This is a genomic window from Pseudomonas sp. SZ40 (assembly GCF_052958135.1).
This window is the reverse complement of sequence record NZ_JBQWIF010000048.1, coordinates 22,968-38,209: the sequence shown is the minus strand read 5'-3', so window position 1 is coordinate 38,209 and position 15,242 is coordinate 22,968. Positions and strand designations below refer to the sequence as shown.

Sequence of the window (15,242 nt, the reverse complement as noted above, 5' to 3'; positions counted from 1 at the left end):
TTCGGGCTATGGGCGTCATTGGTGGTGGGCTGAAGCCCATCCTACCTCCCAGGGACATGAACCGTAGGGTGGGGCTTTAGCCCACCGAAGCCATTCAACGCCGATGGTGGCTGGAGGTTCAGAGCATGCGGTTCGCAACTTCGGGCGGTGGGCGTCATTTGCGGTGGGCTGAAGCCCACCCTACCTCCCAGGGGTATGAACCGTAGGGTGGGGCTTTAGCCCACCGAAGCCATTCAACGCCGATGGTGGCTGACTGTTCAGAGCATGTGGTTCGCAGCTTCGGGGCTGTGGGCGTCATTTGCGGTGGGCTGAAGCCCACCCTACTTCTCAGGGGTATTAACCGTAGGGTGGGGCTTTAGCCCACCAATAGCGGCGCCCGCTTCAGGCAAAGGTGCCGTCACGGAAGTCGCGCATCGCCTGTTCGATTTCTTCCCGACTGTTCATCACGAACGGCCCGTACTGCACGATGGGTTCGTTCAAGGGCTTGCCGGCGAGCAGCAGGACGCGAGCGCCGGTTTCGCTGCTCAGGTGCACGCGACCCTGGTCATCCAGGCGTACCAGCCTGCCGGCTTTCACTGCGTGGCTGTGTTGAACATGCGCTTCTCCCTGGTACACATAGAGCAGAACGCGATGCCCGTCGGGCAGGGTGGGGTTCAAGGTGCTGCACGCCGGCAAATGCAGGTCGAGCAGGTAGGGGGCGGTGTGCGGGCGCTGCACCGCACCGCTCTGCACCATCTCGCCTTCGGCGAAGCGGCCGGCGATGACCACCACTTCGGCGCCGTTGCCGAGGCGCACGCGAGGGATCTGCGCGGCCTCGATATCGCGATAGTCCGGGTTGGCCATCTTGCTCTCGGCGGGGAGGTTGAGCCATATCTGGAAGCCGCGCATGGCACCCTGTTCCTGCTCCGGCATTTCGCTGTGGATGATGCCGCGCGCTGCGGTCATCCACTGCACGTCGCCGGCCTGCAGCAGCCCGACATTGCCCAGATGATCCTCATGGCGCATGCGCCCTTCGAGCATATAGGTGATGGTCTCGAAACCGCGGTGTGGGTGCGGCGGGAAGCCGGCGATGTAGTCGTCGGCATTCTCGGTGCTGAACTCGTCGAGCATCAGAAAGGGGTCGAAGCGTTCGATGCCGCCACCGCCGATCACCCGGTTGAGGCGCACACCGGCCCCGTCGGAAGCGGGTTGCCCCGGCTGAATGGCGAGTACGTTGCGTAGATGAGTCATGCTGGAGCCTCCTGAAGCGCGGTAGGCCTATGTTAGGCGAGGCGATTCGGGAGATGGATGGGAAAAGGCCGTGTTATCCATCGAGAAAATCGATGCCGGATGGCGGCGCCACGGGGCGCCGCCATGTCGGTCACTCGGCGATCTGCAGCTTGCGCGATTCGGTGTAGAAGAAGCGCAGCTTCTCGTACTCGAACGGCGAGTTGATCTGGCCGTAGCGGAAGCTGGTGGTCGATCGCTGATCGACGCCCCTGAGCAGGGTGACCTCCGGGTGGTCGCTGGCCACTTCGGCCATGTTGAGGTAATTGACCGCTTGTGCGACGCCGAAGTCCACCGCCAGGCCACCCGTGTCGCGCAGGTTGGATGGGCCCAGAATCGGCAGCATCAGGTAGGGGCCGGCGGGGGTGCCATAGAAACCCAGGGTCTGGCCGAAATCCTCGCGCTGCTTGGGCAGGCCCATCAGAGTGGCTGGGTCCCACAGCCCGGCCACCCCGAGCGTGGTGTTGAACAGCAGGCGTGCCGTGGTGTTCAGTGCGCGCTGCCCTTTGAGCTGCGCCACGCTGTTGAACAGGTTGGGCACGTCGCCCAGGTTGCCGAAGAAATTGGTCACACCCTTTTGCACGAAGCCGGGTGTGATGTAGCGGTAACCGTCGACCACCGGCAGGAACACCCACTCGTCGAAGCGGTAGTTGAAGTGGTAGACGCGGCGGTTCCACGATTCCAGCGGGTCGAAGATTTCCAGCGCGGACAATGTCGAACGCTCGAACTCGCGCTGGTCCAGGCCGGGGTTGAATTTGAGCCTGCTCAACGGTTGCTTGAATCCGTCATCGTCGACCGTGGTCTGGGCAACGGCTGTACCGCAGGTCAGCAGGGCAGAGAACAGCGCGAGAGTAGGAAAGGACTTAGCCACGGAAGAACTCCAACATGTCTTTGCTGTTGACGCGGTAATTGAGGTTGCCGCAGTGGCCGCCGAGCGGGTACACGGTCAGACGGTCGCCCATGGTACGGCGCAGGAAACCCAGGTCACCCGGGCCGAGAATCACGTCATCGGCGTTGTGCATGACCGCGATTTTCGGGCTGTTCTTCAGGTAATCCTCGATCCCGTACAGGCTCACCTCATTGATCAGTTGAGTCATGCTGCCGCCGTCATAGCGGGCACGCCACATGGGGATCAGCTGTTCGGCCATGTAGCAGTCGAAATCGCATTGCAGTGCCCGGCGGAAGAACGGCGTCAGGCTGGTGCCCTCGCCAATCGGATAGTCCACCGGGGTGATCAGGCCTCGACGGTTGATCAGGTCGGACGTGAAGGTGATGTCGGCTGCCGAGAAACGGAAGGAGGTGCCGATCAGCATGGCCATCTGTTCGTCGGTCAGATGTTCCTTGGACTGCTGGAAGTCATAGAGCAGCGCATCGTTGATATCGACGTAACCCTTCTCCTGGAAGTAGCGGGTCAGTTTGCCCAGCACCAGTTCATAGAAGGTCGTGCGGTTGCTGATGCCCTTGACCTCGGTCTGTACCAGACGATCCAGGTTGGTGATCGAGGTGTACAGGTTGACCGGCGGGTTGAGCATCAGCACGCGCTTGAAATTGAAGCTGCGGCGGGTTTCGTCCAGTTGGCTGACGAATGCGGCGTGCAACGCACCGAGGCTGTAACCGGTCAGGTAGAAGTCGGTGACCTCCAGGCGCGGGTGCTGGGCACGTACTGCCTGCATGGCGCGGTACAGATCCTCGGCATCGTCACGGCTGATACCCGGTGTGGCGAAACGCGAGGCCGAGGTCATGAAGTCGTAGCTGGTCGGCGACGACAGCTGCACGACGTGGTAGCCCGCGCCGTAGAACAGCTTCTTCAGGTACTCGGGGGTGCTGCTCGAGTAATGCGCGCCGGTGCCGGCGATGATGAAGATCAGCGGCGCTGGACCCTTCTGCTCGGCCAGCCGATAGCGCATCTTGGTCACCGCCCAGAAGTTGTCCGGCAACTGGAATTCGCGCTCCGGACGCAGGCGGACCTGGTAGTCCTTCTGATTGATATCCGCGTCGTTCGGTAGCTCCGGGCGCAGCTCCGGCGGCGTGGTGGCGATGGTCGCCTCGAACGGATTGGTGAGCGGATAGCCATAGGTCTGCGCGTCGATGTCGGCAGCCCAGAGTGGGGCGCTGAGCAACAGACTGCCGAGCAGAGCAGCGAGGCGGGGTATGAAAGACATACAAGATCCCTTTGGAAGAGAACATTCTTTTCAGAGGTGGGCGGGGCTGCCCGTGCTTTCGGCATCAGCCGCGATGACTAGGACAACTGCCCATGTGTCAAAGTGCCATGGGAAATTAGCGTTGCTTTGCAGCTTAATGCAGTAGATACCGGATTTGCCGCGAAAGGTCGAGCTAGCGCGGATTCACGCGGCTGCGCGCCGACTTCATTTGTGGCTTGCATCCGTCTGGCGGGCGATTATGCTGAGCGCCATTTCCACCCCCCTCTGGAGTGCCGCATGCCCCGTCGCCTGTCTATCGTTGTGCTGGTGATCACCGCCGTTGTGTGCGTGGTCGCCAGCTATGGCCTGCGTTACCTGCTCATGGAGGGTGATCAGTGGGTCGGTCGCTGTGTCGACGATCCGGCCAATCTGGCCTGCCAGGTCCGTGCCACGCTGGGTTGGATGATCCATCTGCGGATCATCGCCTGGGCCGCGCTTGGCTGCGCGGTGCTGGCATTCGTGCTGCCGGGTGCATGGGGCTGGCGTCTGGCGGTGCCGGGGCTGCTGCTCGGGTTGCCGGCGCTGGCGCTGTATACCGCGAGCCTGGCGGTGTTCGCGGTGGTACTGTCACTGCTGCGACTGGTACGCGCGCCTGCTTCGACCCTTGGCTGATGCCGCCCGGCGTTGCGCTCATTCGCAACGCCGGGCAAGGCCGTGCTAGCCCTTTCAGGCTTTCGAGCGTTTCAGGCTTCGCCATAGCGCGAGCGCCAGCAGTACGCTGGTGATGGCCCAGCCAATCGCCTGCAGGTTGTCCAGCGTCTCTTCGTAGAGCTGCGGTATCACGCCTGCGGCGATCAGCGCCGCCAGCAGGGCGATTTCCCGACGTGGTGCGGCCACCGGGCGCAGCAGATAGACCAGCGCCGGTAACAACAGCGCCGCGCTGGGGAAGCTGCGGTAGCGAGCGTCGGTGACCATGGCCAGCATCATCACCGCGCCGGCGAAGCCGGCTGCCGCCAGCCACCAGCCTGCACGACGCTCCAGCCAGGTGAATGCCCGCCCACGCCAGCCCTGTGCGGTGGACAGCGACAGCGCCGCATGGGCCAGTACCAGCATGTTGAGCGCGAGCAGGGCAGCGGCCCACAGCCATTCGCCGACGTAACGGCTGGTGACCCAGGACAACTCTGCCCATAGCCCGATGCACGCTGCGCCCAGCGCGGCCAGCAGTGGCAGCAGCACGGCGTTGCGGGTCGAGCTCGGGCGCCCGCCAATCAGCAGGCCGAAGGCCAGAACGGCGCCACTGATGGCCAGCCAGAGAGGCCAGTGCGGCAGGTTGGAAACCGGCCCGGCGAGGATCGACTTGTCCTGACGGTCGGCATCGTACAACCCCCAGAAGCCGCCGACGGCACCTTCGCTGACGCGTTTCCAGGGTTGATCGAAGGCTTCGATCAGGTTGTAGCGCCAGCCGTGCTGTTCGGCCAGGGCGACGAAACCACGGATGAAGGTGGCCTGGTTGACGCGGCTGGGCACGGCGGTTTCGCGCTGGCGGCCTTCGCTGGGCCAGCCGGTTTCGCCGATCATGATGTCCTTGGGCGCGAACTGCTTGCCGAACAGCTCGCGTACTTCGGTGACCTCATGCAGAGCCGCGTCGATGCCGGCAGGATCATCTTCCCAGTAGGGCAGCAGGTGAATGGTGATGAAGTCCACTGCCGGCGCCACTTCGGGGTGTTTGAGCCAGAACTCCCAGACATCGGCATACGTCACGGGCTGGGTGATTTCGGCCTTGACCTGATTGATCAGCTCGACCAGTTGCCCGCCCGTGACTTCCTTGCGCAGCAGCGCTTCGTTGCCGACGATCACCGCTTCGACGACGTCCGGGTTTTCCTTGGCCAGCTTGATCAGGCCCTGAATTTCGATGGCCGTGTCATGCGGGTTGCGGCTCACCCAGGCGCCGGTGATCAGCTTGAGGCCATGTTTGCGCGCCAGGTCCGGCAGCGCCTCGAGGCCTGTGACCGAGTAGGTGCGAATGCACTGGAAGCGCTCGGCGAGCAAGGCCAGGTCGGTGTCCATCTGCTGCGGGTGAATCTGCAGAGGCAGATCGAACGGTGACTGATCCTTGCCGAATGGTGTGTAGGACGCGCACTGCAGCTTGTGCGTGGGTGTCGCGGCATCGGCCAGGACGACGGGCTTGCCAATGGTTTGCCAGAGACTGCCAAGCGCGAGAAATCCGATGACGCAGGCGCTGATGTAGGGGAGCAGAGGAAAGCGGGCGATAGCGGGCATGATCGAACACGCGTGGTAAGAGAGACGCGCATCTTAGCGGCGAGCAGGGGCTTTAGATAGCTGCGCGGACGGTGCTTTCGAGCTCACCCATTTGACAAGTGGAGCAGGCTGGCTAATTTTGTTGATGCGGCGTTAGGAATACCCGCGTCGCTCAATTCGAGTGGATCTATAAGGATATTGATCATGATGAAAACTACCCTGCACGCTCTGTTTTTCGCCGCACTTGCCAGTGCTTCCCTGTTGGCGAGTGCCAACGAAAGTGCGAAGAAGCCCGCCAGCGAACCGGTTGCCCAGCAGGTGGCCGAGCTCAACCCCATCAACCTCAATACCGCTGACGCGGAAACGCTGCAGCGCGAGCTCAGTGGCGTCGGTCTGGTCAAGGCGCAGGCCATCGTTGCCTACCGTGAGGCCAACGGCGAATTCGCTTCGGTCGACGAAGTGCTCGAGGTCAAGGGGATCGGCGAGGCGTTGCTCGAGCGCAACCGTGCCAAGCTGACCGTCGGCCAGTAACCCTCACCAGCCAGCAACAGCGGAGCCGCTCGCCCTTTGGGGCGAGCGGCTTTTTCGTGGCTGCCGTAAGCGATGGCGGCCATGGCGCGCGATTCGAGTTGGCCTCGCGATTCGCCCGCAAGCGGGCTCCTACAATGCGCGGGCGGTGGCGTACTCCACGTCAGCCGCGGTCGGCGTAGGCGCGTCGAGCTCGGCGCGAAACGATGGCGGCCATGGCGCGCGATTCGAGTTGGCCTCGCGATTCGCCCGCAAGCGGGCTCCTACAATGTGCGGGCGGTTGCGTACTCCACGTCAGCCGCCGTCCGCGTAGGAGCGTCGACCTCGGCGCGAAACGATGGCGGCCATAGCGCGCGATTCGAGTTGGCCGCACGCCGACGAGAATTGATGCTTGGCCGTTCAGACGCGATTGGCTCGCTTCCTGCTTTTACCCGTCTGCGCAGCGCCATGGCGCCAGCAAAACGATGTTCCGGGCAAAGGCGCGCAGTTGGCACCCTTGTTGCAATCACCCTTGCAAAGCACACGCGGCGTCAAAAAACCGCGGTCAGTGGAGGAAAGGTCATGAGTCAGGGTGTCGCGTTCAATCGTCTAATGCTGGAAATGCGCTCCATGCAGGCTGAGGCCATGGCTCGCAAACCGGCAGTCGCCGAAGCACAGGAGGCCGGTGCGCCGAGCTTCTCGGACATGCTCGGGCAGGCCGTGAACAAGGTCAGCGATACCCAACAGGCTGCTGGTCAGCTGGCCACGGCCTTCGAGATGGGCCAGAGCGGGGTCGACCTGACCGATGTGATGATCGCCTCGCAGAAATCCAGTGTTTCCTTTCAGGCCATGACCCAGGTGCGCAACAAGCTGGTTCAGGCGTATCAAGACATCATGCAAATGCCGGTTTAAGAGGTAAATTCCGATCATGGCCGACGCACTTGCCACCACCGTACCCGCCACTTCCGCTGGCAGCGCGCCGAAAAAGCCGCTGTTCGGGCTGACCTTTCTGGAAAATCTGTCCGATATGCCGGTGCTGCGTCAGGCAGGCCTGCTGGTTGGCCTGGCCGCCAGCGTGGCGATCGGTTTCGCCGTGGTGCTGTGGTCCCAGCAGCCGGAGTACAAGCCGCTGTACGGCAGCCTCGACGGTATGGACGCCCGCGGCGTGATGGAAACCCTGACCACGGCCAATATCGATTACACCATTGAGCCGAACTCCGGCGCGCTGCTGGTCAAGTCGGAGGACCTGGCCCGTGCACGCATTCGTCTGGCTTCCGCTGGCGTTGCGCCCACCGATACCAGCATCGGTTTCGAGATTCTTGACAAGGAGCAAGGCCTGGGCACCAGCCAGTTCATGGAAGCCACCCGCTACCGCCGCGGCCTGGAAGGCGAGCTGGCGCGCACGGTTTCCAGCCTGAACAACGTCAAGGCCGCTCGCGTGCACCTGGCAATTCCGAAGAGCTCGGTATTCGTTCGTGACGAGCGCAAGCCAAGCGCATCGGTACTGGTCGAGCTGTATTCGGGCCGTAATCTGGAGCCGAGCCAAGTGATGGCGATCGTCAATCTGGTCGCCAGCAGCGTGCCGGAAATGGACAAGGGCCAGGTCACCGTTGTCGATCAGAAGGGCAACCTGCTGTCCGATCAGCAGGAAATGTCCGAGCTGAGCATGGCCGGCAAGCAGTTCGATTACAGCCGCCGCATGGAGAGCCTGTTCACCCAGCGCGTGCACAACATCCTGCAGCCTGTGCTCGGCATGGGTCGCTACAAGGCCGAAGTCTCGGCAGACGTGGATTTCAGCGCCGTCGAGTCGACTTCGGAAACCTTCAACCCGGATCAGCCGGCGCTGCGCAGCGAGCAGCAGGTCAACGAACAGCGCAGCAGTGGCAGCGGCCCGCAGGGCGTGCCTGGTGCGCTGAGCAATCAGCCGCCTGGCCCGGCCGCCGCGCCACAGCAGGCTGGTGGTGCCGCCGCGCCCGCTGGGCCGATCGCTCCCGGCCAGCCGCTGGTCGATGCCAACGGTCAGCAGATCATGGACCCGGCCACCGGCCAGCCGATGCTGGCGCCGTACCCGGCCGACAAACGTGATCAGTCGACCCGCAACTTCGAACTCGATCGCTCGGTCAGCTACACCAAGCAGCAGCAAGGTCGCCTGCGCCGGCTTTCCGTCGCCGTGGTGGTCGATGACCAGGTGCGTGTCGACCCGGCTACCGGCGAAACCACCCGTGTGCCGTGGACCAGCGACGACCTGGCGCGCTTCACTCGGCTGGTCCAGGATTCGGTTGGTTTCGATGCCAGCCGTGGCGACAGCGTCAGCGTGATCAACACCGCCTTCAGCAGCGAAACCGCTGAAGTGATCGAGGTGCCGTGGTACCAGAGCGAGCTGTTCCTGATGGCCATGGGCGGGCTCAAGTCACTGTTCCCGGCACTGCTGATCTTCCTGCTGGTGTGGTTCGTGCTCCGCCCGGTGCTCAACAACATCACCGGTGGCGGCAAGGGCAAGGAGCTGGCCATGGCTGGCGGCGGCCGCGATGGCGATGTCGACCTCGGCGAAATGGGTGGTCTGGATGGCCAGTTGGCGTCCGACCGGGTGAGCCTGGGCGGCCCGCAAAGCATTCTCCTGCCGAGCCCGAGCGAGGGGTATGATGCACAACTCAATGCGATCAAGAGTCTGGTCGCCGAAGATCCGGGCCGTGTCGCCCAGGTAGTCAAAGACTGGATCAATGCCGATGAATGAGAACCGTACCACTGCCAAGATGACCAAGGTCGAGAAGGCCGCGATTCTTCTGCTGTCGCTCGGTGAAACCGATGCAGCACAGGTACTTCGTCATCTGGGGCCCAAGGAGGTCCAGCGGGTGGGTGTGGCGATGGCTGCCATGCGCAACATTCATCGCGAGCAGGTCGAACAGGTGATGGGTGAGTTCGTCGAAACCGTCGGCGACCAGACCAGCCTCGGCGTCGGCTCCGACAGCTACATCCGCAAGATGCTCACCCAGGCCCTTGGCGAAGACAAGGCCGGCAACCTGATCGACCGCATTCTGCTCGGTGGCAGCACCAGCGGGCTGGACAGCCTGAAGTGGATGGAGCCGCGTGCCGTGGCCGATGTGATCCGCTACGAGCATCCGCAGATCCAGGCCATCGTGGTGGCCTATCTGGACCCTGATCAGGCTGGCGAAGTATTGGCGCATTTCGATCACAAGGTTCGCCTGGACATCGTCCTGCGCGTGTCGTCGTTGAACACCGTACAACCCGCGGCACTCAAGGAACTCAACCTGATCCTCGAGAAGCAGTTCTCCGGCAGTTCCAATACCACTCGCGCCACCATGGGCGGCGTGAAGCGCGCTGCGGACATCATGAACTACCTCGACAGCTCGGTCGAAGGGCAGCTCATGGACTCGATCCGCGAGATCGACGAAGACCTGTCGTCGCAGATCGAAGACCTGATGTTCGTCTTCGACAACCTGGCCGATGTCGATGACCGCGGCATCCAGGCGCTGTTGCGCGAGGTGTCTTCCGATGTGCTGGTGCTGGCGCTCAAGGGCGCGGACGAGGCGATCAAGGAGAAGGTGTTCAAGAACATGTCGAAACGTGCCGCCGAATTGCTGCGTGATGACCTCGAAGCGAAAGGCCCGGTGCGTGTCAGCGACGTCGAGACCGCTCAGAAGGAAATCCTCACCATCGCCCGGCGCATGGCCGAGGCTGGTGAAATCGTGCTGGGTGGCAAGGGCGGCGAGGAGATGGTTTAACCCATGGCCGGCAAGGAACCCGTCAGCGAACTGATTCGCGCCAAGGACCTGGGTAGCGTCAATCGCTGGTCGTTGCCAAGCTTCGACGAGCATGTCGATGTGCCCGAAGAAGAGCAGCCCACCAGCGAGCCGGCTGCCGAGGCTGCGTTGCCGGTGCAGGAGAGCGAAGAGGTCGCCCTCGAGGATGTCAAACCCTTGACTCTCGACGAGCTCGAGGCCATTCGCCAGGACGCCTACAACGAAGGCTTCGCCACCGGCGAGAAGGACGGTTTCCGCGCCGGCCAACTCAAGGCCAAGCAAGAAGCCGACACGGCGCTTGCCGGCAGGGTGAAGGCGCTCGAGCAGGTCATGAGCCAGTTGTTCGAGCCGATCGCCGATCAGGACCAACAGATCGAAGCGGCGCTGGTCACCCTGGTCGGCCAGATCACTCGCGAAGTCATCCAGCGCGAATTGAGCCGCGACTCCAGCCAGATCCGCCAGGTGCTGCGTGAAGCGCTCAAGTTGCTGCCCATGGGCGCAGAGAACATTCGCATTCATCTCAATCCCCAGGATTTCGAACTGGTCAAAGCGCTGCGCGACCGCCATGAGGAAAATTGGCGGATTCTCGAAGACGATGCGCTGCTGCCCGGCGGGTGTCGGGTCGAGAGCGAGCACAGTCGCATCGACGCCAGTGTCGAAACCCGTCTGAGCCAGGCGCTCAAGCAACTCTTCGAACAGCAACGCGAACACGCCACGACGCCTCGATCCGCTGACGTGCACATCGATCTGGATGACGCCAATGCGCCTTGAGCGCATCAGTTTCGCCCGGCGCATGGACGGCTACGGTGACGCCGTGAAGCTGCCGTCCCAGCCGATCGTCGAAGGTCGCCTGCTGCGCATGGTCGGCCTGACCCTCGAAGCCGAAGGGTTGCGAGCTGCGCTGGGCAGCCGCTGCCTGGTCATCAACGACGACAGTTATCACCCCGTGCAGGTGGAGGCCGAGGTGATGGGCTTTTCCTCGGGCAAGATCTACCTGATGCCGGTCGGCAGCCTGGCCGGTATCGCGCCGGGCGCGCGGGTGGTGCCATTGCCGGATACCGGGCGCTTGCCAATGGGCATGTCGATGCTCGGCCGGGTGCTCGATGGCGCTGGCCGTGCCCTCGATGGCAAGGGCGGGATGAAGGCCGAGGACTGGGTGCCAATGGATGGTCCGACCATCAACCCCCTCAAGCGCCATCCGATCAGCGAGCCGCTGGATGTCGGCATTCGCAGCATCAATGGCCTGCTCACCGTCGGTCGCGGCCAGCGGCTCGGCCTGTTCGCCGGTACCGGTGTCGGTAAGTCGGTACTGCTGGGCATGATGACCCGCTTTACCGAAGCCGAGATCATCGTGGTCGGTCTGATCGGCGAGCGGGGTCGTGAGGTGAAGGAATTCATCGACGAGATTCTTGGCGAGGAGGGCATCAAGCGTTCCGTGGTGGTGGCATCGCCTGCCGATGATGCGCCGCTGATGCGCCTGCGCGCCGCCATGTATTGCACGCGCATTGCCGAGTACTTCCGCGACAAGGGCAAGAACGTCCTGCTGCTGATGGATTCCCTGACCCGTTTCGCCCAGGCGCAGCGCGAGATCGCTCTGGCCATCGGTGAGCCGCCAGCCACCAAGGGCTATCCGCCGTCGGTGTTCGCCAAGCTGCCACGCCTGGTCGAGCGTGCCGGTAACGCCGAGGAGGGTGGTGGCTCGATCACCGCGTTCTATACGGTCCTCTCGGAAGGCGATGACCAGCAGGATCCGATCGCCGATGCCGCCCGCGGGGTGCTCGATGGGCACTTCGTGCTGTCGCGGCGTCTGGCCGAGGAGGGGCATTACCCGGCGATCGACATCGAAGCGTCCATCAGCCGGGTCATGCCTCAGGTGGTCAGCCCCGAGCACATGCGCAACGCCCAGCGTTTCAAACAACTGTGGTCGCGTTACCAGCAGAGCCGCGACCTGATCAGCGTGGGCGCCTATGTACCCGGTGGCGATGCCGACACCGACATGGCCATCGCGCGTCAGCCGGTGATGGTGCGCTACTTGCGCCAGAGCCTGGTTGAAAGCGAAAGCCTGGACAGCAGCCGCGACCTGCTGGCCGCGGTTCTGAACCCCGCAGCGGCGTCCTAACCGGTGGCAACCAGTCGCGCCGCTCGGCTGGCGCCCGTCGTCGAGATGGCCGAAAAGGCCGAGCGCGAGGCCGCGCTGCAACTCGGACGAGCCCAGGGCATGCTGGGGCAGGCGCAGGGAAAACTGGCCGATCTGGAAAATTACCTGCAGGGCTATCAGCAGCAGTGGATCAATGAGGGGCAGCGGGGCGTGTCCGGTCAGTGGCTGATGAACTATCAGCGCTTTCTTTCCCAGCTCGATGTGGCGATCGCTCAGCAGCAGCAGGCCGTGAGCTGGCACCGTAGCAACCTGGACAAGATGCGTGAGATCTGGCAACAGCGCTATGCTCGTCTGGAAGGATTGCGAAAACTGGTGCAGCGCTATCTGGACGAAGCCCGTCTGGCCGAAGACAAGCGTGAACAGAAGTTGCTCGACGAGCTCGCGCAGCGCATACCTCGACGCGATTATCAGGAATGATGGTTGCCGCTGACGCAGGCTAATGCTAAATCTTCATATGCCGGAATTCAGGCCGCCGGAGAGCGGCCTGGGCAGGGTCAGGAAAAACAGGTGAGACACCGCGCCACGGCTCCGGTCAACAAGGTATAACCTGCTCATAAGGGTAGAGTCGGCCTGGTTGGCTCGTATACGGCGGGCCAGCGGGTTTCCCGGATCTCAAGGAGTGTTTCATGCCCATCACCTCGCTGCCTTCGGAAGACGGGCAAGAGTTGACCATAACGATTCAAGGTCGCTTCGATTTTGGCGTCCATCAGGAGTTTCGTCGTGCTTACGAGCGCGTCGACATTCGTCCGAAACGCTACGCGGTAGATCTCAAGGGGACGACCTACCTCGACAGCTCGGCGCTCGGCATGTTGCTGCTGCTGCGCGATCATGCCGGTGGCGACCGTGCGCAGATTCGTCTGCTCAACTGCAATCCCGATGTGCGCAAGATCCTGTCCATTTCCAATTTCGAACAGCTTTTCCAGATCGTCTGAGGCGCGATGAACGCCTCTCGACTCACCATCCTGATCGCCGAGGACAGCGCCACTGACCGCATGCTGCTGGCGACCATCGTCGGTCGTCAGGGGCACCGGGTGCTGGCTGCCAGCGATGGCCTCGAGGCGGTCGCGCTGTTCGAGTCGCAGCGCCCGCAATTGGTATTGATGGATGCGCTGATGCCGGTCATGGACGGTTTCGAGGCGGCGCGGCGAATCAAGGCCATGGCTGGCGATGCCATGGTGCCGATCATTTTCCTGACCTCCCTCAGTGAAGACGAGGCGTTGGTTCGCTGCCTCGAGGCAGGCGGCGATGACTTTCTCGCCAAGCCCTACAGCCGGGTCATTCTGGAAGCCAAGATCAACGCCATGGATCGCCTGCGTCGCCTGCATCAGGAGGTGTTGCAGCAGCGTGACCTGATCGCCCGCCACAACGAGCACCTGCTCAACGAGCAGCAGGTGGCCAAGGCGGTGTTCGACAAGGTGGCCCACTCCGGGTGTCTGGCAGCCGGCAACATTCGCTACATGCAGTCGCCCTATGCGCTGTTCAACGGCGATCTGCTGCTGGCGGCGTTTCATCCCAGCGGCGACATGCACGTGCTGCTCGGTGACTTCACCGGCCACGGTCTGCCCGCGGCGATCGGCGCGATGCCGTTGGCCGATGTCTTCTACCGCATGACCGGCAAGGGGCATTCACTGGCCGAGATCCTTCACGAGAGCAATGCCAAGCTGCGGCGTATCCTGCCGCGCGGGGTATTCTGCTGTGCCACGGTGTTGAATATCAGCTTTCGCCGTCAGGTGGTCGAGTTCTGGGGCGGCGGCCTGCCGGACGGCTACGTGCTGCGCAAGGGCGGCGAGCGAGTCGCGCTGGTATCACGCCATCTGCCGCTTGGGGTGCTGGAGCCGGACAGTTTTCGCGATGGCTATGAGGCCTATCCGCTGGAATTGGGCGATCGCGTATTCCTGCTCTCCGATGGCGTGCTCGAAGCCCAGAACGAGCATGAAGAGCTGTTTGGCGAGCAACGATTGCTCGACGTACTCGACAACGGTCATCCGCCGTCTGCGTTGTTCGACGACATTCAGCGAGCGCTGCAGCGCTTTCATGGCGAGGCGCGTGACGACGTCAGCCTGGTCGAGGTGACCATGGTCGAGGACAGCACGGTCAATCGACCGCCGCTGACGACCGGCGAATGGCGTGCCGGGCCTGAACAATGGTCGGCGCGTTTCGATTTTCGTGGCCCCACCCTGCGTGACTTCTATCCCTTGCCTTACCTGCTGCAGCTGTTGCTCGAAGTGCCCGGCTTGCGTGGCCATGGCGGCAATCTCTACAGCGTGCTCTGCGAGCTGTACACCAACGCCCTCGAGCATGGCGTATTGGGGCTGGACTCAAGCCTCAAACGCGATGCCGCAGGCTTTTCAGAATACTACCGGCAGCGAGCGGAGCGTCTCGATGGCTTGCAGGATGGCTGCGTCAGCATCGCCGTCGACGTCAGTCGCGAGGAGGGCGGCGGGCGTTTGACGCTGACGGTGGAAGATAACGGCAAGGGGTTCGACCCGCTGGCGATACTGGCGCGTCAACATCCCGCCGGAGGGTTGAGCGGGCGTGGCATGAGCCTGGTTCGCGATCTCAGCGAGCGCAGCAGCTGGTCTGCTGACGGACGTCGGGTCACTGTGGAGTTTTCCTGGCCCGCAGAGGCATAATCGCCAATCAATTGATGGCTTCGGCTTGCTGGCGCGAGCCGTTTCGATCTGCTGCGGTGAACTGCCCCCCTGGGCAGGCTTGGAGTTAAGGGTGTCCGACAATCATCTAGACCGCGCCGTGCTGGTTGCCCTGCAGGACATCATGGAGGACGAGTATCCCGTGCTGCTGGATACCTTCGTCGCCGATTCCGACGAGCGCCTGCGCCTGTTGCAGGAGGCCGAGCGCCTGCAGGACGCCCAGGCCATGCGCCATGCTGCACACAGCTTCAAGGGCAGTTGCAGCAATATGGGCGCCAAGGTGCTGGCTGAATCCTGTCGCGAGCTCGAAGAGCTGGCGCGGCGCGGCGACCTCACCGATTCAGCCGAATTGATCGGGCGTGTCGAGCGCGAGTTCGCCATCGTGCGCATTCTGCTCAAGTCGGAACGCCAGCGTTTTTCCACCGATTGAATCTTCCGCTTGAGAGGTTGGCCCGACCCTTGCTTGGTCTCAGGTCACGACAACATTCATGCGGAGAGC

15 protein-coding genes are annotated in these 15,242 nt (G+C 62.9%); 11 read left to right on the top strand and 4 right to left on the bottom strand.

The window, feature by feature from the left end:
• Positions 1-381 precede the first annotated feature (381 nt).
• The 3 genes from ACT9T4_RS24290 to ACT9T4_RS24280 form a co-directional block, all read right to left on the bottom strand.
• Complete coding sequence (locus ACT9T4_RS24290) at positions 382-1,230, bottom strand: pirin family protein (protein ID WP_499119360.1); 849 nt, start codon at positions 1,228-1,230, stop codon at positions 382-384.
• 130 nt (positions 1,231-1,360) lie between these two features.
• Entirely contained in the window at positions 1,361-2,110 is a 750-nt protein-coding gene (locus ACT9T4_RS24285; RefSeq protein ID WP_042555848.1) for an MlaA family lipoprotein, read from the bottom strand.
• Between the two features lie 19 nt (positions 2,111-2,129).
• On the bottom strand, positions 2,130-3,428 hold the full coding sequence (locus ACT9T4_RS24280) for a serine/threonine protein kinase (RefSeq protein WP_042555776.1): 1,299 nt from the start codon (positions 3,426-3,428) through the stop codon (positions 2,130-2,132).
• A 276-nt stretch (positions 3,429-3,704) separates the two neighbouring features.
• On the opposite strand from ACT9T4_RS24280, the gene ACT9T4_RS24275 reads away from it, so the two are divergent.
• Positions 3,705-4,079: a hypothetical protein gene (locus tag ACT9T4_RS24275; protein ID WP_042555777.1), complete on the top strand. Its 375-nt coding sequence runs from the start codon at positions 3,705-3,707 to the stop codon at positions 4,077-4,079.
• Positions 4,080-4,133: 54 nt separating this feature from the next.
• On the opposite strand, the gene ACT9T4_RS24270 is transcribed toward ACT9T4_RS24275, so the two are convergent.
• Positions 4,134-5,687: a glycoside hydrolase family 17 protein gene (locus ACT9T4_RS24270; protein ID WP_499119358.1), complete on the bottom strand. Its 1,554-nt coding sequence runs from the start codon at positions 5,685-5,687 to the stop codon at positions 4,134-4,136.
• 183 nt (positions 5,688-5,870) lie between these two features.
• Here ACT9T4_RS24270 and ACT9T4_RS24265 point away from each other — a divergent pair, with 183 nt between their 5' ends.
• From ACT9T4_RS24265 to ACT9T4_RS24220, 10 genes are all read left to right on the top strand, one after another.
• Positions 5,871-6,197, top strand: a complete 327-nt coding sequence (locus ACT9T4_RS24265; RefSeq protein WP_499119357.1) for a ComEA family DNA-binding protein — start codon at positions 5,871-5,873, stop codon at positions 6,195-6,197.
• Positions 6,198-6,755: 558 nt separating this feature from the next.
• On the top strand, positions 6,756-7,085 hold the full coding sequence (fliE, locus tag ACT9T4_RS24260) for a flagellar hook-basal body complex protein FliE (RefSeq protein WP_042555780.1): 330 nt from the start codon (positions 6,756-6,758) through the stop codon (positions 7,083-7,085).
• Between the two features lie 16 nt (positions 7,086-7,101).
• Positions 7,102-8,907: a flagellar basal-body MS-ring/collar protein FliF gene (gene fliF, locus ACT9T4_RS24255; RefSeq protein WP_042555781.1), complete on the top strand. Its 1,806-nt coding sequence runs from the start codon at positions 7,102-7,104 to the stop codon at positions 8,905-8,907.
• The gene (gene fliG, locus ACT9T4_RS24250) at positions 8,900-9,916 is read left to right on the top strand and encodes a flagellar motor switch protein FliG (protein WP_042555782.1); all 1,017 of its coding nucleotides are present in this window, start codon (positions 8,900-8,902) and stop codon (positions 9,914-9,916) included. Before fliF ends, fliG begins: the two co-directional genes overlap by 8 nt.
• A 3-nt stretch (positions 9,917-9,919) precedes the next feature.
• A complete protein-coding gene (fliH, locus tag ACT9T4_RS24245) occupies positions 9,920-10,705 on the top strand; it encodes a flagellar assembly protein FliH (protein WP_179538481.1) in 786 nt (261 codons plus the stop codon).
• Positions 10,695-12,053, top strand: a complete 1,359-nt coding sequence (gene fliI, locus ACT9T4_RS24240) for a flagellar protein export ATPase FliI (protein WP_499119354.1) — start codon at positions 10,695-10,697, stop codon at positions 12,051-12,053. The genes fliH and fliI overlap by 11 nt, the downstream gene beginning before the upstream one ends.
• 3 nt (positions 12,054-12,056) lie before the next feature.
• Entirely contained in the window at positions 12,057-12,509 is a 453-nt protein-coding gene (fliJ, locus tag ACT9T4_RS24235) for a flagellar export protein FliJ (RefSeq protein ID WP_042555785.1), read from the top strand.
• A gap of 209 nt (positions 12,510-12,718) precedes the next feature.
• The gene (locus ACT9T4_RS24230; RefSeq protein WP_042555786.1) at positions 12,719-13,024 is read left to right on the top strand and encodes an STAS domain-containing protein; all 306 of its coding nucleotides are present in this window, start codon (positions 12,719-12,721) and stop codon (positions 13,022-13,024) included.
• Between the two features lie 6 nt (positions 13,025-13,030).
• Positions 13,031-14,725 carry a fused response regulator/phosphatase gene (locus tag ACT9T4_RS24225; RefSeq protein WP_042555787.1) on the top strand — a complete coding sequence of 565 codons (1,695 nt, stop codon included), beginning with the start codon at positions 13,031-13,033 and terminating at the stop codon, positions 14,723-14,725.
• Positions 14,726-14,816: 91 nt separating this feature from the next.
• Positions 14,817-15,173 (top strand): Hpt domain-containing protein, encoded by a 357-nt coding sequence (locus tag ACT9T4_RS24220; protein ID WP_042555788.1) that lies wholly within the window; start codon positions 14,817-14,819, stop codon positions 15,171-15,173.
• The last annotated feature ends 69 nt before the right edge of the window (positions 15,174-15,242 follow it).

Bases quoted from the DNA above. Each gene is read 5' to 3' on its own strand.
- ACT9T4_RS24280 (WP_042555776.1), bottom strand. From the start codon at position 3,428: ATGTCTTTCATACCCCGCCTCGCTGCTCTGCTCGGCAGTCTGTTGCTC.
- fliE (WP_042555780.1), top strand. From the start codon at position 6,756: ATGAGTCAGGGTGTCGCGTTCAATCGTCTAATGCTGGAAATGCGCTCC.
- ACT9T4_RS24290 (WP_499119360.1), bottom strand. From the start codon at position 1,230: ATGACTCATCTACGCAACGTACTCGCCATTCAGCCGGGGCAACCCGCT.
- ACT9T4_RS24275 (WP_042555777.1), top strand. From the start codon at position 3,705: ATGCCCCGTCGCCTGTCTATCGTTGTGCTGGTGATCACCGCCGTTGTG.
- ACT9T4_RS24265 (WP_499119357.1), top strand. From the start codon at position 5,871: ATGATGAAAACTACCCTGCACGCTCTGTTTTTCGCCGCACTTGCCAGT.
- fliI (WP_499119354.1), top strand. From the start codon at position 10,695: ATGCGCCTTGAGCGCATCAGTTTCGCCCGGCGCATGGACGGCTACGGT.
- ACT9T4_RS24230 (WP_042555786.1), top strand. From the start codon at position 12,719: ATGCCCATCACCTCGCTGCCTTCGGAAGACGGGCAAGAGTTGACCATA.
- fliH (WP_179538481.1), top strand. From the start codon at position 9,920: ATGGCCGGCAAGGAACCCGTCAGCGAACTGATTCGCGCCAAGGACCTG.
- fliG (WP_042555782.1), top strand. From the start codon at position 8,900: ATGAATGAGAACCGTACCACTGCCAAGATGACCAAGGTCGAGAAGGCC.
- ACT9T4_RS24270 (WP_499119358.1), bottom strand. From the start codon at position 5,687: ATGCCCGCTATCGCCCGCTTTCCTCTGCTCCCCTACATCAGCGCCTGC.
- ACT9T4_RS24225 (WP_042555787.1), top strand. From the start codon at position 13,031: ATGAACGCCTCTCGACTCACCATCCTGATCGCCGAGGACAGCGCCACT.
- fliF (WP_042555781.1), top strand. From the start codon at position 7,102: ATGGCCGACGCACTTGCCACCACCGTACCCGCCACTTCCGCTGGCAGC.